This window comes from Janthinobacterium sp. YR213, from assembly GCF_900099875.1.
In the GTDB taxonomy this organism is placed as follows: domain Bacteria; phylum Pseudomonadota; class Gammaproteobacteria; order Burkholderiales; family Burkholderiaceae_D; genus Janthinobacterium; species Janthinobacterium lividum.
Genome location: NZ_FNDA01000001.1, coordinates 297,759 through 312,834, shown reverse-complemented (window position 1 = coordinate 312,834; position 15,076 = coordinate 297,759). Strand labels below are relative to the sequence as shown.

At 63.5% G+C, this 15,076-nt stretch carries 15 protein-coding genes; 12 read left to right on the top strand and 3 right to left on the bottom strand.

The genetic code is table 11. The annotated features are described in order from the left end of the window. Window positions 1-25: 25 nt before the first annotated feature. Window positions 26-289 carry a hypothetical protein gene (locus BLT98_RS29045; protein WP_170846255.1) on the top strand — a complete coding sequence of 88 codons (264 nt, stop codon included), beginning with the start codon at window positions 26-28 and terminating at the stop codon, window positions 287-289. Window positions 290-487: 198 nt separating this feature from the next. On the opposite strand, the gene BLT98_RS01365 is transcribed toward BLT98_RS29045, so the two are convergent. Beyond that, window positions 488-1,126, bottom strand: a complete 639-nt coding sequence (locus BLT98_RS01365; RefSeq protein ID WP_092604922.1) for an NAD(P)H-binding protein — start codon at window positions 1,124-1,126, stop codon at window positions 488-490. Between the two features lie 29 nt (window positions 1,127-1,155). Here BLT98_RS01365 and BLT98_RS28555 point away from each other — a divergent pair, with 29 nt between their 5' ends. From BLT98_RS28555 to BLT98_RS01355, 3 genes are all read left to right on the top strand, one after another. Beyond that, window positions 1,156-1,377: a hypothetical protein gene (locus tag BLT98_RS28555; RefSeq protein WP_139178952.1), complete on the top strand. Its 222-nt coding sequence runs from the start codon at window positions 1,156-1,158 to the stop codon at window positions 1,375-1,377. A 352-nt stretch (window positions 1,378-1,729) separates the two neighbouring features. After that, window positions 1,730-3,106, top strand: coding sequence for a chitinase (locus tag BLT98_RS01360; protein WP_244517344.1), 1,377 nt, complete (start codon window positions 1,730-1,732; stop codon window positions 3,104-3,106). Between the two features lie 243 nt (window positions 3,107-3,349). Next, window positions 3,350-3,772: a DUF2061 domain-containing protein gene (locus BLT98_RS01355; RefSeq protein ID WP_092604921.1), complete on the top strand. Its 423-nt coding sequence runs from the start codon at window positions 3,350-3,352 to the stop codon at window positions 3,770-3,772. 9 nt (window positions 3,773-3,781) lie between these two features. Here BLT98_RS01355 and BLT98_RS01350 read toward each other — a convergent pair whose 3' ends face one another. Beyond that, on the bottom strand, window positions 3,782-5,227 hold the full coding sequence (locus tag BLT98_RS01350) for an amidase (protein ID WP_092604920.1): 1,446 nt from the start codon (window positions 5,225-5,227) through the stop codon (window positions 3,782-3,784). A gap of 101 nt (window positions 5,228-5,328) precedes the next feature. Here BLT98_RS01350 and BLT98_RS01345 point away from each other — a divergent pair, with 101 nt between their 5' ends. From BLT98_RS01345 to BLT98_RS01315, 7 genes are all read left to right on the top strand, one after another. After that, window positions 5,329-6,237: a LysR family transcriptional regulator gene (locus tag BLT98_RS01345; protein ID WP_092604919.1), complete on the top strand. Its 909-nt coding sequence runs from the start codon at window positions 5,329-5,331 to the stop codon at window positions 6,235-6,237. Window positions 6,238-6,349: 112 nt separating this feature from the next. Then, window positions 6,350-7,711, top strand: a complete 1,362-nt coding sequence (locus tag BLT98_RS01340) for an MFS transporter (RefSeq protein WP_211614780.1) — start codon at window positions 6,350-6,352, stop codon at window positions 7,709-7,711. 13 nt (window positions 7,712-7,724) lie between these two features. Continuing rightward, on the top strand, window positions 7,725-8,216 hold the full coding sequence (locus tag BLT98_RS01335) for a MarR family winged helix-turn-helix transcriptional regulator (RefSeq protein WP_083299677.1): 492 nt from the start codon (window positions 7,725-7,727) through the stop codon (window positions 8,214-8,216). Then, a complete protein-coding gene (locus BLT98_RS01330) occupies window positions 8,213-9,412 on the top strand; it encodes an FAD-dependent monooxygenase (RefSeq protein ID WP_092604917.1) in 1,200 nt (399 codons plus the stop codon). Before BLT98_RS01335 ends, BLT98_RS01330 begins: the two co-directional genes overlap by 4 nt. A 245-nt stretch (window positions 9,413-9,657) precedes the next feature. Continuing rightward, window positions 9,658-11,649, top strand: coding sequence for a c-type cytochrome (locus tag BLT98_RS01325; RefSeq protein WP_244517433.1), 1,992 nt, complete (start codon window positions 9,658-9,660; stop codon window positions 11,647-11,649). 58 nt (window positions 11,650-11,707) lie between these two features. Continuing rightward, entirely contained in the window at window positions 11,708-12,493 is a 786-nt protein-coding gene (locus BLT98_RS01320) for a class I SAM-dependent methyltransferase (RefSeq protein ID WP_092604915.1), read from the top strand. A gap of 82 nt (window positions 12,494-12,575) precedes the next feature. Continuing rightward, a complete protein-coding gene (locus tag BLT98_RS01315; RefSeq protein ID WP_092604914.1) occupies window positions 12,576-13,709 on the top strand; it encodes a catalase family protein in 1,134 nt (377 codons plus the stop codon). 70 nt (window positions 13,710-13,779) lie between these two features. Here BLT98_RS01315 and BLT98_RS01310 read toward each other — a convergent pair whose 3' ends face one another. Beyond that, on the bottom strand, window positions 13,780-14,574 hold the full coding sequence (locus tag BLT98_RS01310; protein ID WP_092604913.1) for an SDR family NAD(P)-dependent oxidoreductase: 795 nt from the start codon (window positions 14,572-14,574) through the stop codon (window positions 13,780-13,782). A gap of 97 nt (window positions 14,575-14,671) precedes the next feature. Here BLT98_RS01310 and BLT98_RS01305 point away from each other — a divergent pair, with 97 nt between their 5' ends. Continuing rightward, on the top strand, window positions 14,672-15,064 hold the full coding sequence (locus BLT98_RS01305; protein ID WP_092604912.1) for a MerR family transcriptional regulator: 393 nt from the start codon (window positions 14,672-14,674) through the stop codon (window positions 15,062-15,064). Window positions 15,065-15,076 lie beyond the last annotated feature (12 nt).

Genomic DNA, 15,076 nt, shown 5'->3' with positions numbered 1-15,076 from the left:
TGGCAAGATTCCATGCGGGATTTTCATGAACGTAGGAGCGCCACTCGGGATCGTCAAAAAGATAGCCGTACACCAAACTGTTCCTGCATTAGTAGATGTCAATGGCCGCTTGGCCTGCAATGCACAGTATGGCATTGGGCTTCTTGCTGAAAGTCAAATACCCGCCTTCATGATCACGGGCAGCAAGTGTGCGCTGATCAGAGAGATTCTCGGACCTTTGAATTCTCCCCAGGTGGTTGATTTGAAGTACTGTAGCTGGAGTACTAAAAATGCTGTTCGCGTACTTTAAAATAAAAGCGTCAGAAGGATGGGGGCGATGCACCAAAAGTAGCATACACCTCCTTCTTTCATTTGACATAATATAAATTATGCGAAGTTATGGAAGGATTTGAGACAACCCCCATTTCGCCAACTACCCAATCGCAAATGCGATTTTCTCCATCTGCGCGCCGCTGTCGTGGCCGCTGGGTATCTTCGCTTGGACAAGCTACATGAAATACGGCTTGTCCCCGTCCGTGTTTGGTTTGTTCACGCCCAAGTTGGCATGCAGGTGCAAGTCTGGCGCTTCGATGATGCTGGCGATCAGGTCTGCCACGCTCCTGCGCGACACCACGGTGCCTTTGAATGGCGCGTGGCGCGGCGTCAGTTCGTAGTCGACTTCGTCTTCGTCCGTCATCCAGGCTGGACGCACGATGGTGTATGCCAGGCCGGACGCTTCGATGGCGTCGGCGGCGCGGCGGAATGGTTTCAGGTGTTCCGCCAGCCTGGCGTTGTTCCATGCGCCGAATTTTCCGGGAACTTCATCGTAGATGCCCATCGACAGGACGAAAACCAGGCGCACGACACTGGATGCCCGCATGGCGGCAATGATGCTGTTGGCCTGGTCTTCCATGTCGTCGCCCACCAGATTGGCGTAGACCAGGTCGTGACCGGGCATCGTTAGCCGCAGCAATGGCTGGTCCAGCACGTCGCCGGCCAGCACCGTGCCGTTGGCCGGGACTGGCGTAGGCAGCTTGCCGGGATTGCGCAACAACAACGTCAAGGCGATGTCCTCACGGCCCGCCAAGGCGCGGATGACCCACTGCGCCACCTGTCCGCCTGCACCCAGTATCAATATCTTTTTCATTATTTCCATTTTCGTCATGGCACGCTGCCATGCAGGAAGTTACAGGTTTTCTTTCAGGAGCGGAACATGGAACCCTTGAAAAAGAGACATTGCCTGATGAGGCACGCGGGATCAGCGCCTTGCCTGGTGGTAAATTACTGCCCGTGGCCAGTATTTCCAATGCCAGCAATATCAATGAAATCAGGCATTTGCCGCCCATTTTGCATGAGAAGTCTCAACACTCGCATACCCCACGCTGGACTACCGCCTGATGCGGCGCCAGACGGTGGCCTTGACGCAAATGCGGCTGGACCTGTCGCGCGTGCCGTATGCCGATTTGCGCAAGGAAACGGTGCCATAGACTTTGCCTGGCGTCCTCCTCCCTTCCCCGCCCTGCTCCCGGCACCATTCCGGACACCATACCAGCGCACTGGAAAACAGGTACTGGTATGGCCCGCATCGCCCATCTCATGGGGCAACGCCACAACTGGTATTGTGATCTTGCGCAATGAATAAAACCAGTTGACTACCACCTGCAATGCTTGCACTCTGAAAAATCGGACGGTGTCCAGCCGCCCGGCCATACTAAAAACACACAAGGAGATGCAAGTGAACCGGACAGTCATGAATACCCTCATCCTTACCCTCTTCGGCGGTACCCTGGCCGCCTGCGGTGGCGGCAGCGGCGACGGATCCAGCGGTGGCGGGAGCCAGTTGCTGGCCGGCGCGACCGCAGCAGTGGCCTGCTACACGCCGTGGAACAGCGGTACCGCCTACAACGGCGGCGGCCAGGCCAGCTACAACAACGTCAATTACACGGCCAACTGGTGGACGCAAGGCAATAATCCGTCGACCAGCAGCGGCGGCGCCGGCAGCGGCCAGCCCTGGACGGCGGTGGGAGACTGCGGCACGCCGACTCCTACCCCGACGCCGACACCGACACCCACGCCTACCCCAACACCTACGCCGACTCCCACCCCGACACCGACGCCAACACCTACTCCAACGCCGACCCCAACGCCTACTCCGACGCCAACGCCAACGCCAACGCCCACCGGCCTGGCCAAGCACGCGCTGATCGGCTACTGGCACAACTTCACCAACCCCAGCGGTGCCACGTATCCGATCAGCCAGGTCAGCGATGACTGGGATGTGATCGTCGTCTCCTTCGGCGACAACGCGGGCGGCGGCAATGTCAGCCTGACCATCGATCCGGGCGCGGGCACGGAAGCGCAATTCATCGCCGACGTGGCCGCCAAGCGCGCGAAAGGCAAGAAAGTCATCCTGTCGCTGGGCGGACAGAACGGTTCCGTTTCCGTCGGCAACACGGCTGAAGCCACCAATTTCACCAATAGCCTGTACGCCATCATCACCAAGTATGGCTTCGACGGTATCGACCTGGACCTGGAAAACGGCGTGGCGCAAGGCGCGGCCATCCAGACTTATCTGCCGATCGCCGTGAAAAACCTGAAAACCAAGGTCGGCAGCAGCTTCTACCTGTCGATGGCGCCGGAATGGGTGTATGTGGAAGGGGGATACACGAGCTATGGCAGCATCTGGGGCGCCTACATTCCCATCATCAATGCCTTGCGCAGCGAGCTGACGGTGCTGCACCCGCAGTATTACAACAATGGCGACATCTACACGCCGTACGCGGCGGGCGCCATCAAGGCAGGCTCGGCCGACCAGCTGGTGGCCACGGCGCGCATGCTGATCGAGGGTTTCAATTATGGCGGCAATACCTTCGCCGGCCTGCGTCCGGACCAGGTGGGCTTCGGCGTGCCGTCGGGGCGCAGTTCGGCCGGTTCGGGATTCACGACGAATGCCGACGTCAGCAATGCCCTGAATTGCCTGACGCGCCTGCTCAACTGCGGCACCATCAAGCCGCTGCAGGCGTATCCGGACTTCCGCGGCGTGATGACGTGGTCGATCAACTGGGACCGCCACGACAACTATAATTTCTCCGTGCCGACGAAGAATGTACTGAAAACCCTGCCGTAACAGCCTTTGCCCGACTGCGCATGGGAGCCTTGCTGCTCACATGCGCAGCACATGCCCTGGCGAAGCATCTCCCCTGCCCCCGCACGTGCCTGACGCCATCCATAATCCAGTAAGGACAATTGATATTTCTCAATTCATAGTCTTAATCTATGGGTTCAGTTGAAATATTTTACTTCCTTTTGTAAATGAGAATCGTTACTATCTACATCAAGGATAAGCGAATTCAACAGAGAGGAGCATCCCTTGTTTACAGCCATCAAAACATTCAGCCAGGTCTGCACGCATATGTCGATCGCCTTCGGTCTCGCCTACTTGCTGACGGGATCGCTGGCAATCGGTGGCTTGGCCGCAATCATCGAACCGGTCATTAATGTTGCCCTGCTGCCATGGCACGAAAAAGCCTGGCACGCGATCCGCCGCCGCTACGCCGCCAGCCGCCTGGGCATTGCCGCCCTGGCCGGCGAAAAGCTCAGCCAGACAGCCCTGCACATGGGTGTGGCCTTCGGCGTCATGTACTGGGCCACGGGTTCCATGGCCTTCGGCGGCTTGCTGGCCGTGGTCGAGCCGATCTGCAACGTGATCGTCCTGCCCTTCCACGACCGGCTGTGGGAAAAAGTCCGCTTTCGCCTGGAAAGCCGCGGTGCGGCCCGCCTCGCAGCGCTGTAATCCCCCTTCTTAATTCCCTGCCCACACGGGCGGCCGCCTTTGTGCCCACGGCGCCGCCCGCTCCAGCTGGCCAGCCAGGCGCAGCAGCACGCCATCCTTGGCGTAGCCCGCCATGAACTGCATGCCGATCGGCAAACCGTCATCCGACATGCCCAAGGGCATGGACATGGCCGGCAAGCCCGCCACGTTTGCCAGCGGCGTGTACGGCGAATGCTCGAACAGGCGCGCCGTCCAGCCAACACCGTCAAGCTGTTCCTCCTTTTCGCCATAGCGGCCCAGCGGCCACGGCACATCCGGCATGGTAGGCGTCAGCAAGACGTCGTACTGCCCAAACAAGGCGCCAGCCTGGCGCGTGACGGTATTGCGCATGTCGAGGGCCGCCACGAAATCGACGGCAGAGATCGTCTTGCCATGGCGGTAACAGGCCAGGGTCGCCGGTTCGAGGTTGTCCAGCGACACGGCGCGCCCGCTCTCTTGCGCCAGGGCATCGATCCACGGCACCAGGTTGGCACACCAGATACTGGCATTGGCGTGCACGAACGCTTGCCACGACACGCCCAGCGGGGCTTGCACTTCTTCCACGTGATGGCCCAGGCTTTGCAGCAGGCGCACGGTGGTGTCCAGCGCGGCATCGACGGCGGGCACGGGCCGGGCGCCATTGCTGGCGGCGCGCTGCACCCCGATGCGCAGCTTGCCCGGCGCCACGCTCACCTGCGACAGCCAGCTGTGGCCCGGTGCACTGGTCGCATACGGCTCGCCCACCATCACGCCCTGCACGGCATCGAGCAAGGCGGCGCTGTCGCGCACCGTGCGGCTCACGCCCAGCTGCACGCCCAGACCGCTGAAGATCTCGTCCATGGAGGGGCCGTTCGAGACGCGGCCCCGGCTCGGTTTGAAGCCGAACAGGCCCGTCGACGCGGCCGGCACGCGGATGGAACCGGCCGCATCCGTCGCATGGGCCAGCGGCACGATGCCGGCTGCCACGGCCGCTGCCGCGCCGCCGCTGGAGCCGCCGGCGCTCAATGCCAAATTCCAGGGATTGCGCGTGGCGCCGTACAGCACGGGTTCCGTGGTAGTGGCAAAGGCCATTTCGGGCGTGCTCGTGCGGCCGAACGTCGCCAAACCGGCTGCGCGGAACTGCGTCATCAGGTGGGAATCGAGCGCGGCGACATGGCCGGCGCCCAGGCGGCTGCCCGCTTCGCTGCGCTGGCCGGCCATGGTGACGGCCACGTCCTTGATCAGGAAGGGCACGCCGGCGAACGGCGCAGTGCTGACTGTGCTGTCGATGGCAGTCAAATCCGCCGGCCACAGCTCGACCACAGCGTTGATCCGCGGGTTGACGGCGGCACAGGCGCGTACGGCCGCGTCGTGCAATTCGACGGCCGAGACGGCGCCATCGCGCAGCAGCTGGGCCAATCCCAGACCATCAAAGCTTGTATATTCATGGAGTTGCATCAGTTTATTCCTGTAATAGATGAGGAGTGGAGATCACAGGAACTACTGTAGGGCTTGCGCTATCATAGTGGAAATGAATAGTTGATATACAAGGTATAGCCATGAACAATTTGCGTAAGATGGACTTGAACCTGCTGCTGACCCTGAATGCGCTGTTGATCGAGCGCAATGTCACGCGGGCGGCGGCGCGGCTGCACCTGAGCCAGCCTTCCGTCAGCGTGCAGCTGGGCAAACTGCGTGCCGCTTTCGACGATCCACTGCTGTTGCCCGGCCCGCGCGGCATGCTGCCCACGGCGCGGGCGCTGGCCCTGTTCGCGCCCTTGCAAGCCGTGCTGGCCCAGCTGGAGCAAGTCTTGCAGCCGGAACAGGCGTTCGAGCCAGCCACGGCCGAGGTACGCTGGAACCTGGCGGCGGCCGACGCCACCGAGTATGCGATCCTGCTGCCGATGCTGCCCGCCCTGCGCGCGCAGGCGCCGTTGTCGCGCATGGCCGTCTTCGAAGCCGTGCCGGCGCGCATGGCGCAAGACCTGGAAAGCGGCCAGGTTGACCTGGGCTTTCTGGCCCAGGAAGAAGCGCCGCCCGGCTTGCGCCATCGCACCCTGTTCACCGAACACTATGTGCTGGCGGGCCGCCGCGACCACCCGCTGCTGCAAACGCCGCCCGACCTCGAGCAGTTTTGCGCGCTGGAATTCATCGTCGTCTCGCCCAACGGCGGGGGCTTCCGCAGCAACGTCGATACGGCCCTGGAACAGCTGGGGCGCACGCGCACGGTGGTGCTGTCCGTGCCGCACTTCCTCATCGTCCCTCCCCTGCTGGCGGCGTCCGACATGGTGGCCTTGCTGCCGTCACGCCTGCTGAAGAATGCGCTGGGCGCCCTGCGTACGTGGGAACCGCCCGTCAGCCTGCCCGACTACGAGATGGCCATGGTCTGGCACGAGCGCATGCACCTGGAGCCCGGCCACCGCTGGCTGCGCGAGCGCATCATGGCGTGGAACGAAAAGCCGGCTTGAGCCATTGACAAAGATAGGCAGGCCGTATACTGTCTCGCTTTATAACTAACTAAGTTAGCTATTAATTAGAATGAAGACTGTTGCACTGCCTCGCTGGCCGATTTTACTGGTCATGATCGTTTCCGAAATCATGGATCTTGCCGCATCCACCATCGTCAATGTCGGCGGACCTGCATTGATCGGGTCGCTGGGCGCCAGCCCGGCCCAGATGCAATGGGTCATCGGCGGCTACGCGCTGGCACTGGGCGCGGGCCTGGTGCTCGGCGGGCGGCTGGGCGACCGCTTCGGGCGGCGTGCCATGTTTCTCTACGGCCTGGCCGCGTTTACCGTCGCCTCGCTGCTGTGCGCCGTGGCGCCGACCATCGCCGCGCTGATTGCCTGTCGCCTGCTGCAAGGGCTGGCCGGTGCGATGCTGTTGCCGCAAGGTTTAGGGTTGCTGCGTGAAAACTACCAGGGGCCGGATCTGGCCAAGGTGTTTGGCATCTTCGGCCCCATCCTGGGCCTGGCGGGCATTCTCGGCCCCGTGCTGGGCGGGATGCTGCTCGAAGCGAATTTGTTCGGCCTGGGCTGGAGAGCCATGTTCCTCATCAATATTCCCATCGGCATCGCCTGTTTCCTGGTGGCGTGGCGCTACCTGCCCCGCCGTCCGGGCGACCGCTCCGTCAAGATCGACCTCGCCGGCGCCAGCCTGCTGGTGCTGGCGTCGGTGTGCCTGGTCTTGCCGCTGGGCGAGGCTGGCGCATGGCCAGCCTGGGGATGGCCGGTGATCGCGATGGCCGTGCTGGGCCTCGGCCTGTTCGGCCTGCGCCAGTCCGCGGTGGTGCGCGCCGGACAGGCGCCGCTCATCATGACGTCGATCTTCCAGCGCTCCGCCTACACGGCCGGGCTGGCCGGCATTGCCCTGTTCTTTTGTTCGCTCGTCGGCATGCAGCTGGTCCTGACGCTCTTCCTGCAGATCGGGCATGGCTTGACGGCGGGCGAAGCAAGCATTGCCAACCTGCCATTCGCCGTGGGCACGGCCTGCGGCGCCACCCTGAGCGGCGCGTTCCTGGCGGCGCGTTTCGGCCGCAAGGTGCTGCAGCTGGGGGCCGGGGTCCAGCTTGCCGGCGTAGCGCTGCTGCAATTTGAACTGGGCAATACCGCGGCATTTTCTGTCTGGCATGTGGTGCCCGGCATGCTGGTCTGCGGCATCGGCGCCGGCCTCGTGATCGCAGCCTTGTTCAGCATCATCCTGGCGGCCCTCGATGACAAGCAGATCGGTTCCGGTTCCGGCGTGCTGTCTGCCGTGCAATCGATTGCCGCTTCGATCGGCGTGGCCGTGTTCAGCGGCGCATTCTTTGCCGCGCATCCCACCATGACGCCGGACCTGGCGCTCGGTGCCGCACTGACGATACAGACCTGCATACTCATCGCCTTCATGGGCGTGACGTTTTTCTTTCCCACCGCTGCAAAACTTGAGGTAAGCCATGCATGACCAGGAAACACACATGAATACATTCGCGGCAGAAGATCCACGCGGCATGCACATCGCCGGCGATGTCATCGGCCGCCAGTTGCAGGATATCGCGATCCTGACGCGCGAAACGGCGATGCACCTGAGCACCGCCATGGGCATCAACCAGACCGACCTGGCATTGATGGAGCAGTTGATCACGCACGGTCCCCTGTCTCCGAATGAGCTGGCCTCGCGTCTGTCCGTCACGACGGCGGGCGTGACGCTCGTCATCGACCGCCTGGAACGGGCCGGCCACGTGACGCGCGTACGCCAGCAGGACGACAAGCGCCGCGTGCTCGTGCATCCGGTGCAGGCCTCGGTGGCGCAAACGTACCGGCATATCGCGCCGATGCTCAACGGACTGGACGCGGTGCTGAGCGGCTTGTCCGCCGACGAGCGCACGACGATAGAACACTTTCTCCAGCAAGTGATCACGGTTTACCAGACCACCTTGCCAACCACAGCAGAAAAGAAGATCAAATGACGAAGAAACGAAAAATCCTGGTCACGGGGGCCAGCGTCGCCGGCCCCACCCTCGCTTACTGGCTGTCGCGCCTGGGCATGGACGTCACCGTTGTCGAGCGGGCGCCCGAGTTTCGCGATGGCGGACAAACGATCGACGTGCGCGGCGCAGGCAAGCTGGTGGCCCAGCGCATGGGACTCGAAAGCGCCATCCGCGCCAAAAGCACGCATGAAGATGGCATCCGCTTTGTCGATGCGCAAGACCGCACGCAGGCGGCATTCGGCATCGGCGCCTTTGGCGGCAACGGCCCGGTGGCCGAGCTGGAAATCTTGCGGGGGGAACTGGCCAGGCTGCTGATCGGGCATGGCCGCGACGCGGTCGACTACCGCTTTGGCGACAGCATCGCCGCGCTCGAAGAATTGCCGCATGGCGTCAAGGTGCGCTTCGAACAGGGCGGCGAAGAAATGTTCGATCTCGTCATCGGCGCCGAAGGCGTCGGTTCGCATACGCGCAAACTCGTGTTCGGGGATGAAGTCCAACGCCGCTCGTTCAAGCTCTACACGGCCTATTTCACCATCCCGCGCGCGCCCGGCGATGAGCGCCAGATGCGCTGGTTCAATGCCCCTGGCGGCCTGAGCGTGTGCCTGCGGCCCGATAACCTGGGTACTACGCGCGCCCTGCTGTCATTCCAGGAAGCGCCCAGCGCCTATGAAAAACTGCCGATTGCCGAGCAAAAAGCCCTGCTGAAGCAGAAGTTCGGCGCGCTGGAGTGGGAAACGCCGCGCATCCTGGCGGCCCTGGACGCCGCTCCCGACCTGTATTTCGACCAGATTTCCCAGGTCAGAATGCCGCGCTGGTCGAAGGGCCGGATCGCGCTCGTTGGCGACGCCGCCTATTGCGCCTCGCCCATCAGCGGCATGGGCACGAGCCTGGGCATGTGCGGCGCCTACGTGCTGGCGGGGGAACTGGGACGCCATGACGATCACGCGCAAGCCTTTGCCGCATATGAAGCGATCATGCGCCCTTATGTTGACCAGGCGCAAAGCGTGCCCACCTTCGCGCCGCGCCTGGCCTCGCCGCACTCGCGCGCCGGGATCGCAGTTGGCCATGCCATGTTGCGCATGTCAAATGTGCCAATTATCAAGACGATACTGGCCAGGTTCCTGACGCCCAAGGCCGATGCCATCACGCTGCCCGAGTATGCGGACATGGCCTGAGGCAGGCGGGCGGCGGGTGGCAGGCGTGCATGGGCATACACGAATTGTTGCCGTGATGCACTAGGCAAAATTACCTAGTCGATCGAAAGAAACTCCCAATGTTCGCCGTGGTGACGACTGCGTAAGCTTGCGCGTAATAATAAAGGGTCACCATGAACGCCATTTCCATCCTGCATCGCGGCTCGCGCCGCCCTCCCGCTTCCTCCCCCTCGCTGTTTGGCCGGCTTGCCGTCATGCTCCTGGGCATGCTGGCTTTCTGCGCCAGCGCTACGGCCGCATCAGTCACGTCGGCTGAACTGATCAAGCGCGGCGAGTATGTCGCCCGCCTGGGCGACTGCGTGGCCTGCCACACGAGCCCGAACGGCGCCGCCATGGCCGGCGGCCTGGAGCTCAAAACGCCGTTCGGCACCATTTACAGCACCAACATCACGCCGGACGCCAAGACGGGCCTGGGCAAATATACCTTTGCGCAATTCGACCGCGCCATGCGCAAGGGCGTGGCGGCGGACGGGCACAACCTGTATCCGGCCATGCCCTACCCTTCCTACGCGAAGATCACGCCCGACGACATGCAGGCGCTGTACGCCTACCTGCAGCGCGGCGTGGCGCCCGTGGCGCAGCAAAACCGCGAAACGGACATGAAATGGCCGTTCAGCATGCGCTGGGGCCTGTCGCTGTGGAACGCCGTCTTCCTCGACGACGCGCCGTTCAAGCCCGACAGCGCCAAGTCGGCCATGTGGAACCGGGGCAGCTATCTGGCCCAGGGGCTCGGCCATTGCGGCTCTTGCCACACGCCGCGCGGCGTGGCCTTCCAGGAAAAGACCATGGGCCAGGATGGCAGCGGCGGCAAGCATTATCTGTCCGGCTTCACCTTCGACGGCTGGCATGCGGTGAACCTGCGCAGCCTGTGGACGCCGGGCGACATCGTGCAATTGCTCAAGACGGGCCGCAACAGCTTCGGCACGGCGGCCGGCAGCATGACGGAAGTCATCACGCACAGCACGCAGTACTTCACGGATGGCGACCTCGATGCGCTGGCGCATTACCTGCACAGTTTGCCGGCCAAGAATGGGGCGGCCGCGCCGCCGAAGAAAACGGCGCCCCTCGTGGCGGCCAGCAACGATGCCCTGTACAACACGCGCGGCGGCCTCGGCTACCTGCAGTTTTGCGCCACCTGCCACCGCCGCGACGGCCGTGGCGTGGAAAACATCTTCCCGCCGCTGGCGCAGAACGACTCGGTACAGTCGAAGGATGCCACCTCCGTCATTCATATCGCGCTGACGGGCTGGCAGTCGGCTGTCACGCAGCATTCGCCCCGCTCCTTCGGCATGCCCGCGTATGACCGCCTGTCGGACACGGAACTGGCGGAAATCCTCACCTTTGTGCGCGGCAAGTGGGGCAATCAAGGCGCGCCCGTCACGCCTGCGCAGATCGCCAAAGTGCGCAAGGAGCTCAAGCTCAAGGCGCCGGACGCGGGCGGCTTCGTCACGCCCCGCTTTGCCGCCCTGACGGCCGATCCGAATGCCAATCAATTGATCCATGGCATGCAGCTGATGACGGAAACGCGCGCGCGCCTGCCGCAAAACGTGGGCAACGACCTCAATTGCAGCAGCTGCCACCTGAATGGCGGCACGGTGGCCAACGGTTCGCCCTTCCTCGGTATTTCCGCCTTCTTTCCGTCAGAAGCGCCGCGCGCCGGCAAGATCATCAGCCTGGGCGAGCGCATCAACGGCTGCTTCCGCCGCTCCATGCACGGCAAGCCGCTGCCCGTGGACGGCCCCGACCTGCAGGCGATGGTCGCCTATATCGACTGGATGAAGGGTGCCACGCAGGCGAATGACAAGGTGGCGGGACGCGGCGTGGCGAAGATCGACCGCAATCTGCTGCCCGATCCCGTGCATGGCAAAAAAGTATATGCCGAGCAATGCGCCGTCTGCCATGGCGCGAATGGCGAGGGCATCAAGGGCGCCAATGGCGTAGTAGCCTTCCCGCCGCTGTGGGGCGACCGTTCCTTCAATATCGGCGCCGGCATGGCCCGCACCTACACGGCGGCCGGCTTCGTCAAGGCCAATATGGTGATGGGCCACGGCCAGAAATTCCCGCTGGGCCAGGGCAACCTGTCCGACCAGGACGCCGTCGACGTGGCCGAATATTTTACGCATATGCCGCGCCCGGACTTCCCCGACAAGGTCAAGGATTGGCCGAAGGGAGGCAAGCCCAGGGATGCGCGCTACTGAAGCGCCGTCCAGTGCGGAATCTGCTACGCTCATGCCACGACCATCCGAGGAGTCTTGCATGAGCAGCAATATCCATCACGCGGCAGCCGGCGGTTACGCCACGGCAGCCGCCAGCTACGTCAAGGGCCGGCCCGATTATCCGCCGGAAGTGTCGGCCTGGCTGAAGGATAGCCTGGGCCTGGGGCCGGGCGCCACCGTGCTGGACCTGGGCGCCGGCACGGGCAAGTTCACGCCGCGCCTGCTGGACACGGGCGCCACGGTCATCGCCGTGGAACCAGTGCCGGCCATGCTGGCGACATTGTCCGCAACCTTGCCGCAAGTCCAGGCCCTGCCAGGCACGGCAACGGCCATTCCCCTGCCCGACGCCTCGGTCGATGCCGTTGTTTGCGCGCAAGCCTTCCACTGGTTCGCCACCTCTGCGGCGCTCGACGAGATCTTGCGCGTGCTCAAGCCGGGCGGCAGGCTGGGCCTGGTGTGGAATCTGCGCGACGCCAGCGTGCCCTGGGTGGCCAGCCTGGACGCCATCGTCAACCGTGTCGAGGGCGACACGCCCCGCTACTACACAGGCGTCTGGCGCCACGTCTTCCCCCACGCGGGGCTGACACACTTGCAGGAAACGCAATTTTCCCAGGAGCATACGGGCACGGCCGAAGACGTGCTGTTCAACCGCGTGCGCTCCACCAGTTTTATTGCCGCCTTGCCGCCGCAGGCACGCCAGCGCATCGACGACGAGATTCGCCAGATGATCGCCTCGGAGCCGGCCTTGCGCGGGCGGGACAGCATCAGCGTGCCCTACCGGACGGCCGCTTTCGTGGCGCAAAAGGCGGCATCGGCAGGTATTTAGGGGCCAGTGTATGCCAGCAAACAGAAGGATGTGGCGTTGGCGGCAATGATGGGGGCACACTCACCCATCACAAGGAAAAGCCATGTTCGCCATTCCACGCCCGCCCCTGCCCTACGAGCCACGCTACGAGTTTGAAGAGGACGGCGAGCAGGAGACGTGCGCGCAGCTGCTGCAGACCCTGCACGGCATTTCCGCCACTACCTATGCCGACTCGGGCCATGCCACGCGCAGCGTGCATGCGAAAAGCCACGGCTTGCTGCGCGCCCGCCTGCAGATACTCGATGGCCTGGCGCCCGAGCTGGCGCAAGGCCTGTTCGCCACGCCGGCCAGCTACGATGTGGTCATGCGCATCTCCACCATCCCTGGCGACATGCTTGACGACAAGGTATCCGTACCGCGTGGCATGGCCATCAAAGTGATCGGCGTACCGGGCACGCAGCTGTCCAGCCTGGAACCGGACGATGGCACGGAGCCCGCCAGCACGCAGGATTTCGTGCTCGTCAACGGTCCCGCCTTCCTCGCACCCAGCGCGAAAAATTTCCTCGGCAGCCTGAAGCTGCTGGCCAGCACCACGGATAAAGTCCCGCGCCTGAAACAGGCGCTGTCGACCGTACTGCAGGGAGCGGAAAAGGCGCTCGAAGCCGTGGGTGGCGAAAGCGGTACGCTGAAAAGCCTGGGTGGCCATCCGGAAACTCATGTGCTGGGCGAAACCTACTATAGCCAGGCGCCCATTTTATATGGCGTCTACATGGCCAAGGTGGCGCTGGTGCCCGTGTTGCCGGAACTGTCAGCCCTGAAAGGTGCGCCTGTCGACCTGGATGGCAAGCCGAATGGCTTGCGCGACGCCGTCGTGGCCTACTTTGCCCGCCATGCGGCCACCTGGGAAGTGCGTATCCAGCTGTGCCGCGACATCGCCAGCATGCCGCTGGAAGACGCTTCCGTCGCCTGGCCCGAGGCAGACAGCCCGTATCTGCCCGTGGCGCGCATCACGGCCCAGCCGCAGGCGGGCTGGAGCGAAGCCCTGTCGCGTGCCGTCGATGACGGCATGGCCTTCAGCCCCTGGCATGGCCTGCTGGCGCACCGGCCGCTCGGCTCCATCATGCGCGTGCGCAAGGCTGCGTATGCGATGTCTGCGCGTTTCCGCTTCGAGCGCACGGGCAAAGTCGCGCGCGAACCGCGCAACCTCGACGACGTTTTTGTCAATGACGCCATCTAATAGGCACCATGCGCAGCGGCAAGCCATGCTGACCGCGCCAGCCATGTCCGCCACCATGGCCTTCTGAAGCCTACGCCGCCTTCGGCTTGAGCATGCCTGCCACAATCCCCAGCACGGTCTGGCGCGGCAGCAAGCGCGGCAGCCAGGCCAGCAGCCGGTTCGGCCTGCCTGCCACGTGGCTGCTGCGGCCCCGGTCCAGCGCGCGCAGCGCTTCATCGACGACGGCTTGAGGATCCATGCGCTTGCCCACGGCCGCTTCGGGTGCCGCCACCACGTCGAAAAAGGCCGTTTCCGTGGCGCCCGGGCACAGGGCCAGCACGCGCACGCCGCGGTTGCGGTTTTCGGCCCACAGGGCTTCCGAAAACGACAGCACGAAAGCCTTGCTAGCGCCATACACGGCCATGTAGGGATCGGGTTGCAGGGCCGCCGTGGACGCCACATTAATGATGGCACCCCGCCCTTGGGCCAGCATGTGCGGCAAGGCGCAGTGCGTCAGTACCATCAGGGCCGTGCAATTGACGGCCACCTCAAGCCCCTGGCGCGCCAGATCGATGCTTTCGAAGCGGCCGTGCGTGGCGAAACCCGCATTATTGATCAGTACATCGGGCGCCATGCCCAGCGCGCAGGCTTGCGCGTGGGCTTGTGCTGCTGCGCCGGGCAGGCCCAGGTCGGCCACCAGCGCATGCGCGCGGATGCCGTGGCGCTGGGAAAGTTCCTTGGCCAGGCTGTCGAGCACGGCGCCGGAACGGGCCAGCAGCAGCAAATTGGCGCCGCGCGCGGCCAGGGTTTCCGCGAAGACGCGGCCGATGCCGGACGAGGCACCCGTGATCAGCACGGTCTGGTTGAAATAGTCGTATGGGAGCATGGCAAAAGTGTCGTGGTTGAAAGTGTTTTTAATGTAAACTGTGGTCCTTAGTCCACGGTCAAGCGTGGAACGCAAATGAGTAGAAAGTCAAAAAACTATGCGCATCGGAGAAATCACCCGTCTGACGGGCGTGAGCAAGGACACGGTGCGTTTTTACGAGCGCCAGGGTCTGCTGGATGAAGCGCCGCAGCCGGGCTTGACGAATAACTACAAGGAATATTCGGCGCAGGCGCTGCGGCGGATCGAGCTGATCGGCCACGCCAAGGCGCTGGGCTTTACCTTGAAGGAAATCGCCGAAGTCATTGCTGTATGGCAGGAAAACGCGCTCGATACGGCCACCAAACGAGCGATGCTGGAAACGAAAATTGCCCAGATCGATGACAAGGCCCGCTCGATGGCCGTGCTGCGCGCCGGCCTCGCCGATGCGCTGGCCAAGGTGGAGACGGGCTGCGACGATGCGGCGCCAGCGCCTGTCTGGATACAAGAATAAATACAAGGAGAA

Bases quoted from the DNA above. Each gene is read 5' to 3' on its own strand.
- BLT98_RS29045 (WP_170846255.1), top strand. From the start codon at position 26: ATGAACGTAGGAGCGCCACTCGGGATCGTCAAAAAGATAGCCGTACAC.
- BLT98_RS01365 (WP_092604922.1), bottom strand. From the start codon at position 1,126: ATGAAAAAGATATTGATACTGGGTGCAGGCGGACAGGTGGCGCAGTGG.
- BLT98_RS28555 (WP_139178952.1), top strand. From the start codon at position 1,156: ATGCAGGAAGTTACAGGTTTTCTTTCAGGAGCGGAACATGGAACCCTT.
- BLT98_RS01360 (WP_244517344.1), top strand. From the start codon at position 1,730: ATGAATACCCTCATCCTTACCCTCTTCGGCGGTACCCTGGCCGCCTGC.
- BLT98_RS01350 (WP_092604920.1), bottom strand. From the start codon at position 5,227: ATGCAACTCCATGAATATACAAGCTTTGATGGTCTGGGATTGGCCCAG.
- BLT98_RS01345 (WP_092604919.1), top strand. From the start codon at position 5,329: ATGAACAATTTGCGTAAGATGGACTTGAACCTGCTGCTGACCCTGAAT.
- BLT98_RS01340 (WP_211614780.1), top strand. From the start codon at position 6,350: ATGATCGTTTCCGAAATCATGGATCTTGCCGCATCCACCATCGTCAAT.
- BLT98_RS01335 (WP_083299677.1), top strand. From the start codon at position 7,725: ATGAATACATTCGCGGCAGAAGATCCACGCGGCATGCACATCGCCGGC.
- BLT98_RS01330 (WP_092604917.1), top strand. From the start codon at position 8,213: ATGACGAAGAAACGAAAAATCCTGGTCACGGGGGCCAGCGTCGCCGGC.
- BLT98_RS01325 (WP_244517433.1), top strand. From the start codon at position 9,658: ATGCTGGCTTTCTGCGCCAGCGCTACGGCCGCATCAGTCACGTCGGCT.
- BLT98_RS01320 (WP_092604915.1), top strand. From the start codon at position 11,708: ATGAGCAGCAATATCCATCACGCGGCAGCCGGCGGTTACGCCACGGCA.
- BLT98_RS01315 (WP_092604914.1), top strand. From the start codon at position 12,576: ATGTTCGCCATTCCACGCCCGCCCCTGCCCTACGAGCCACGCTACGAG.
- BLT98_RS01310 (WP_092604913.1), bottom strand. From the start codon at position 14,574: ATGCTCCCATACGACTATTTCAACCAGACCGTGCTGATCACGGGTGCC.
- BLT98_RS01305 (WP_092604912.1), top strand. From the start codon at position 14,672: ATGCGCATCGGAGAAATCACCCGTCTGACGGGCGTGAGCAAGGACACG.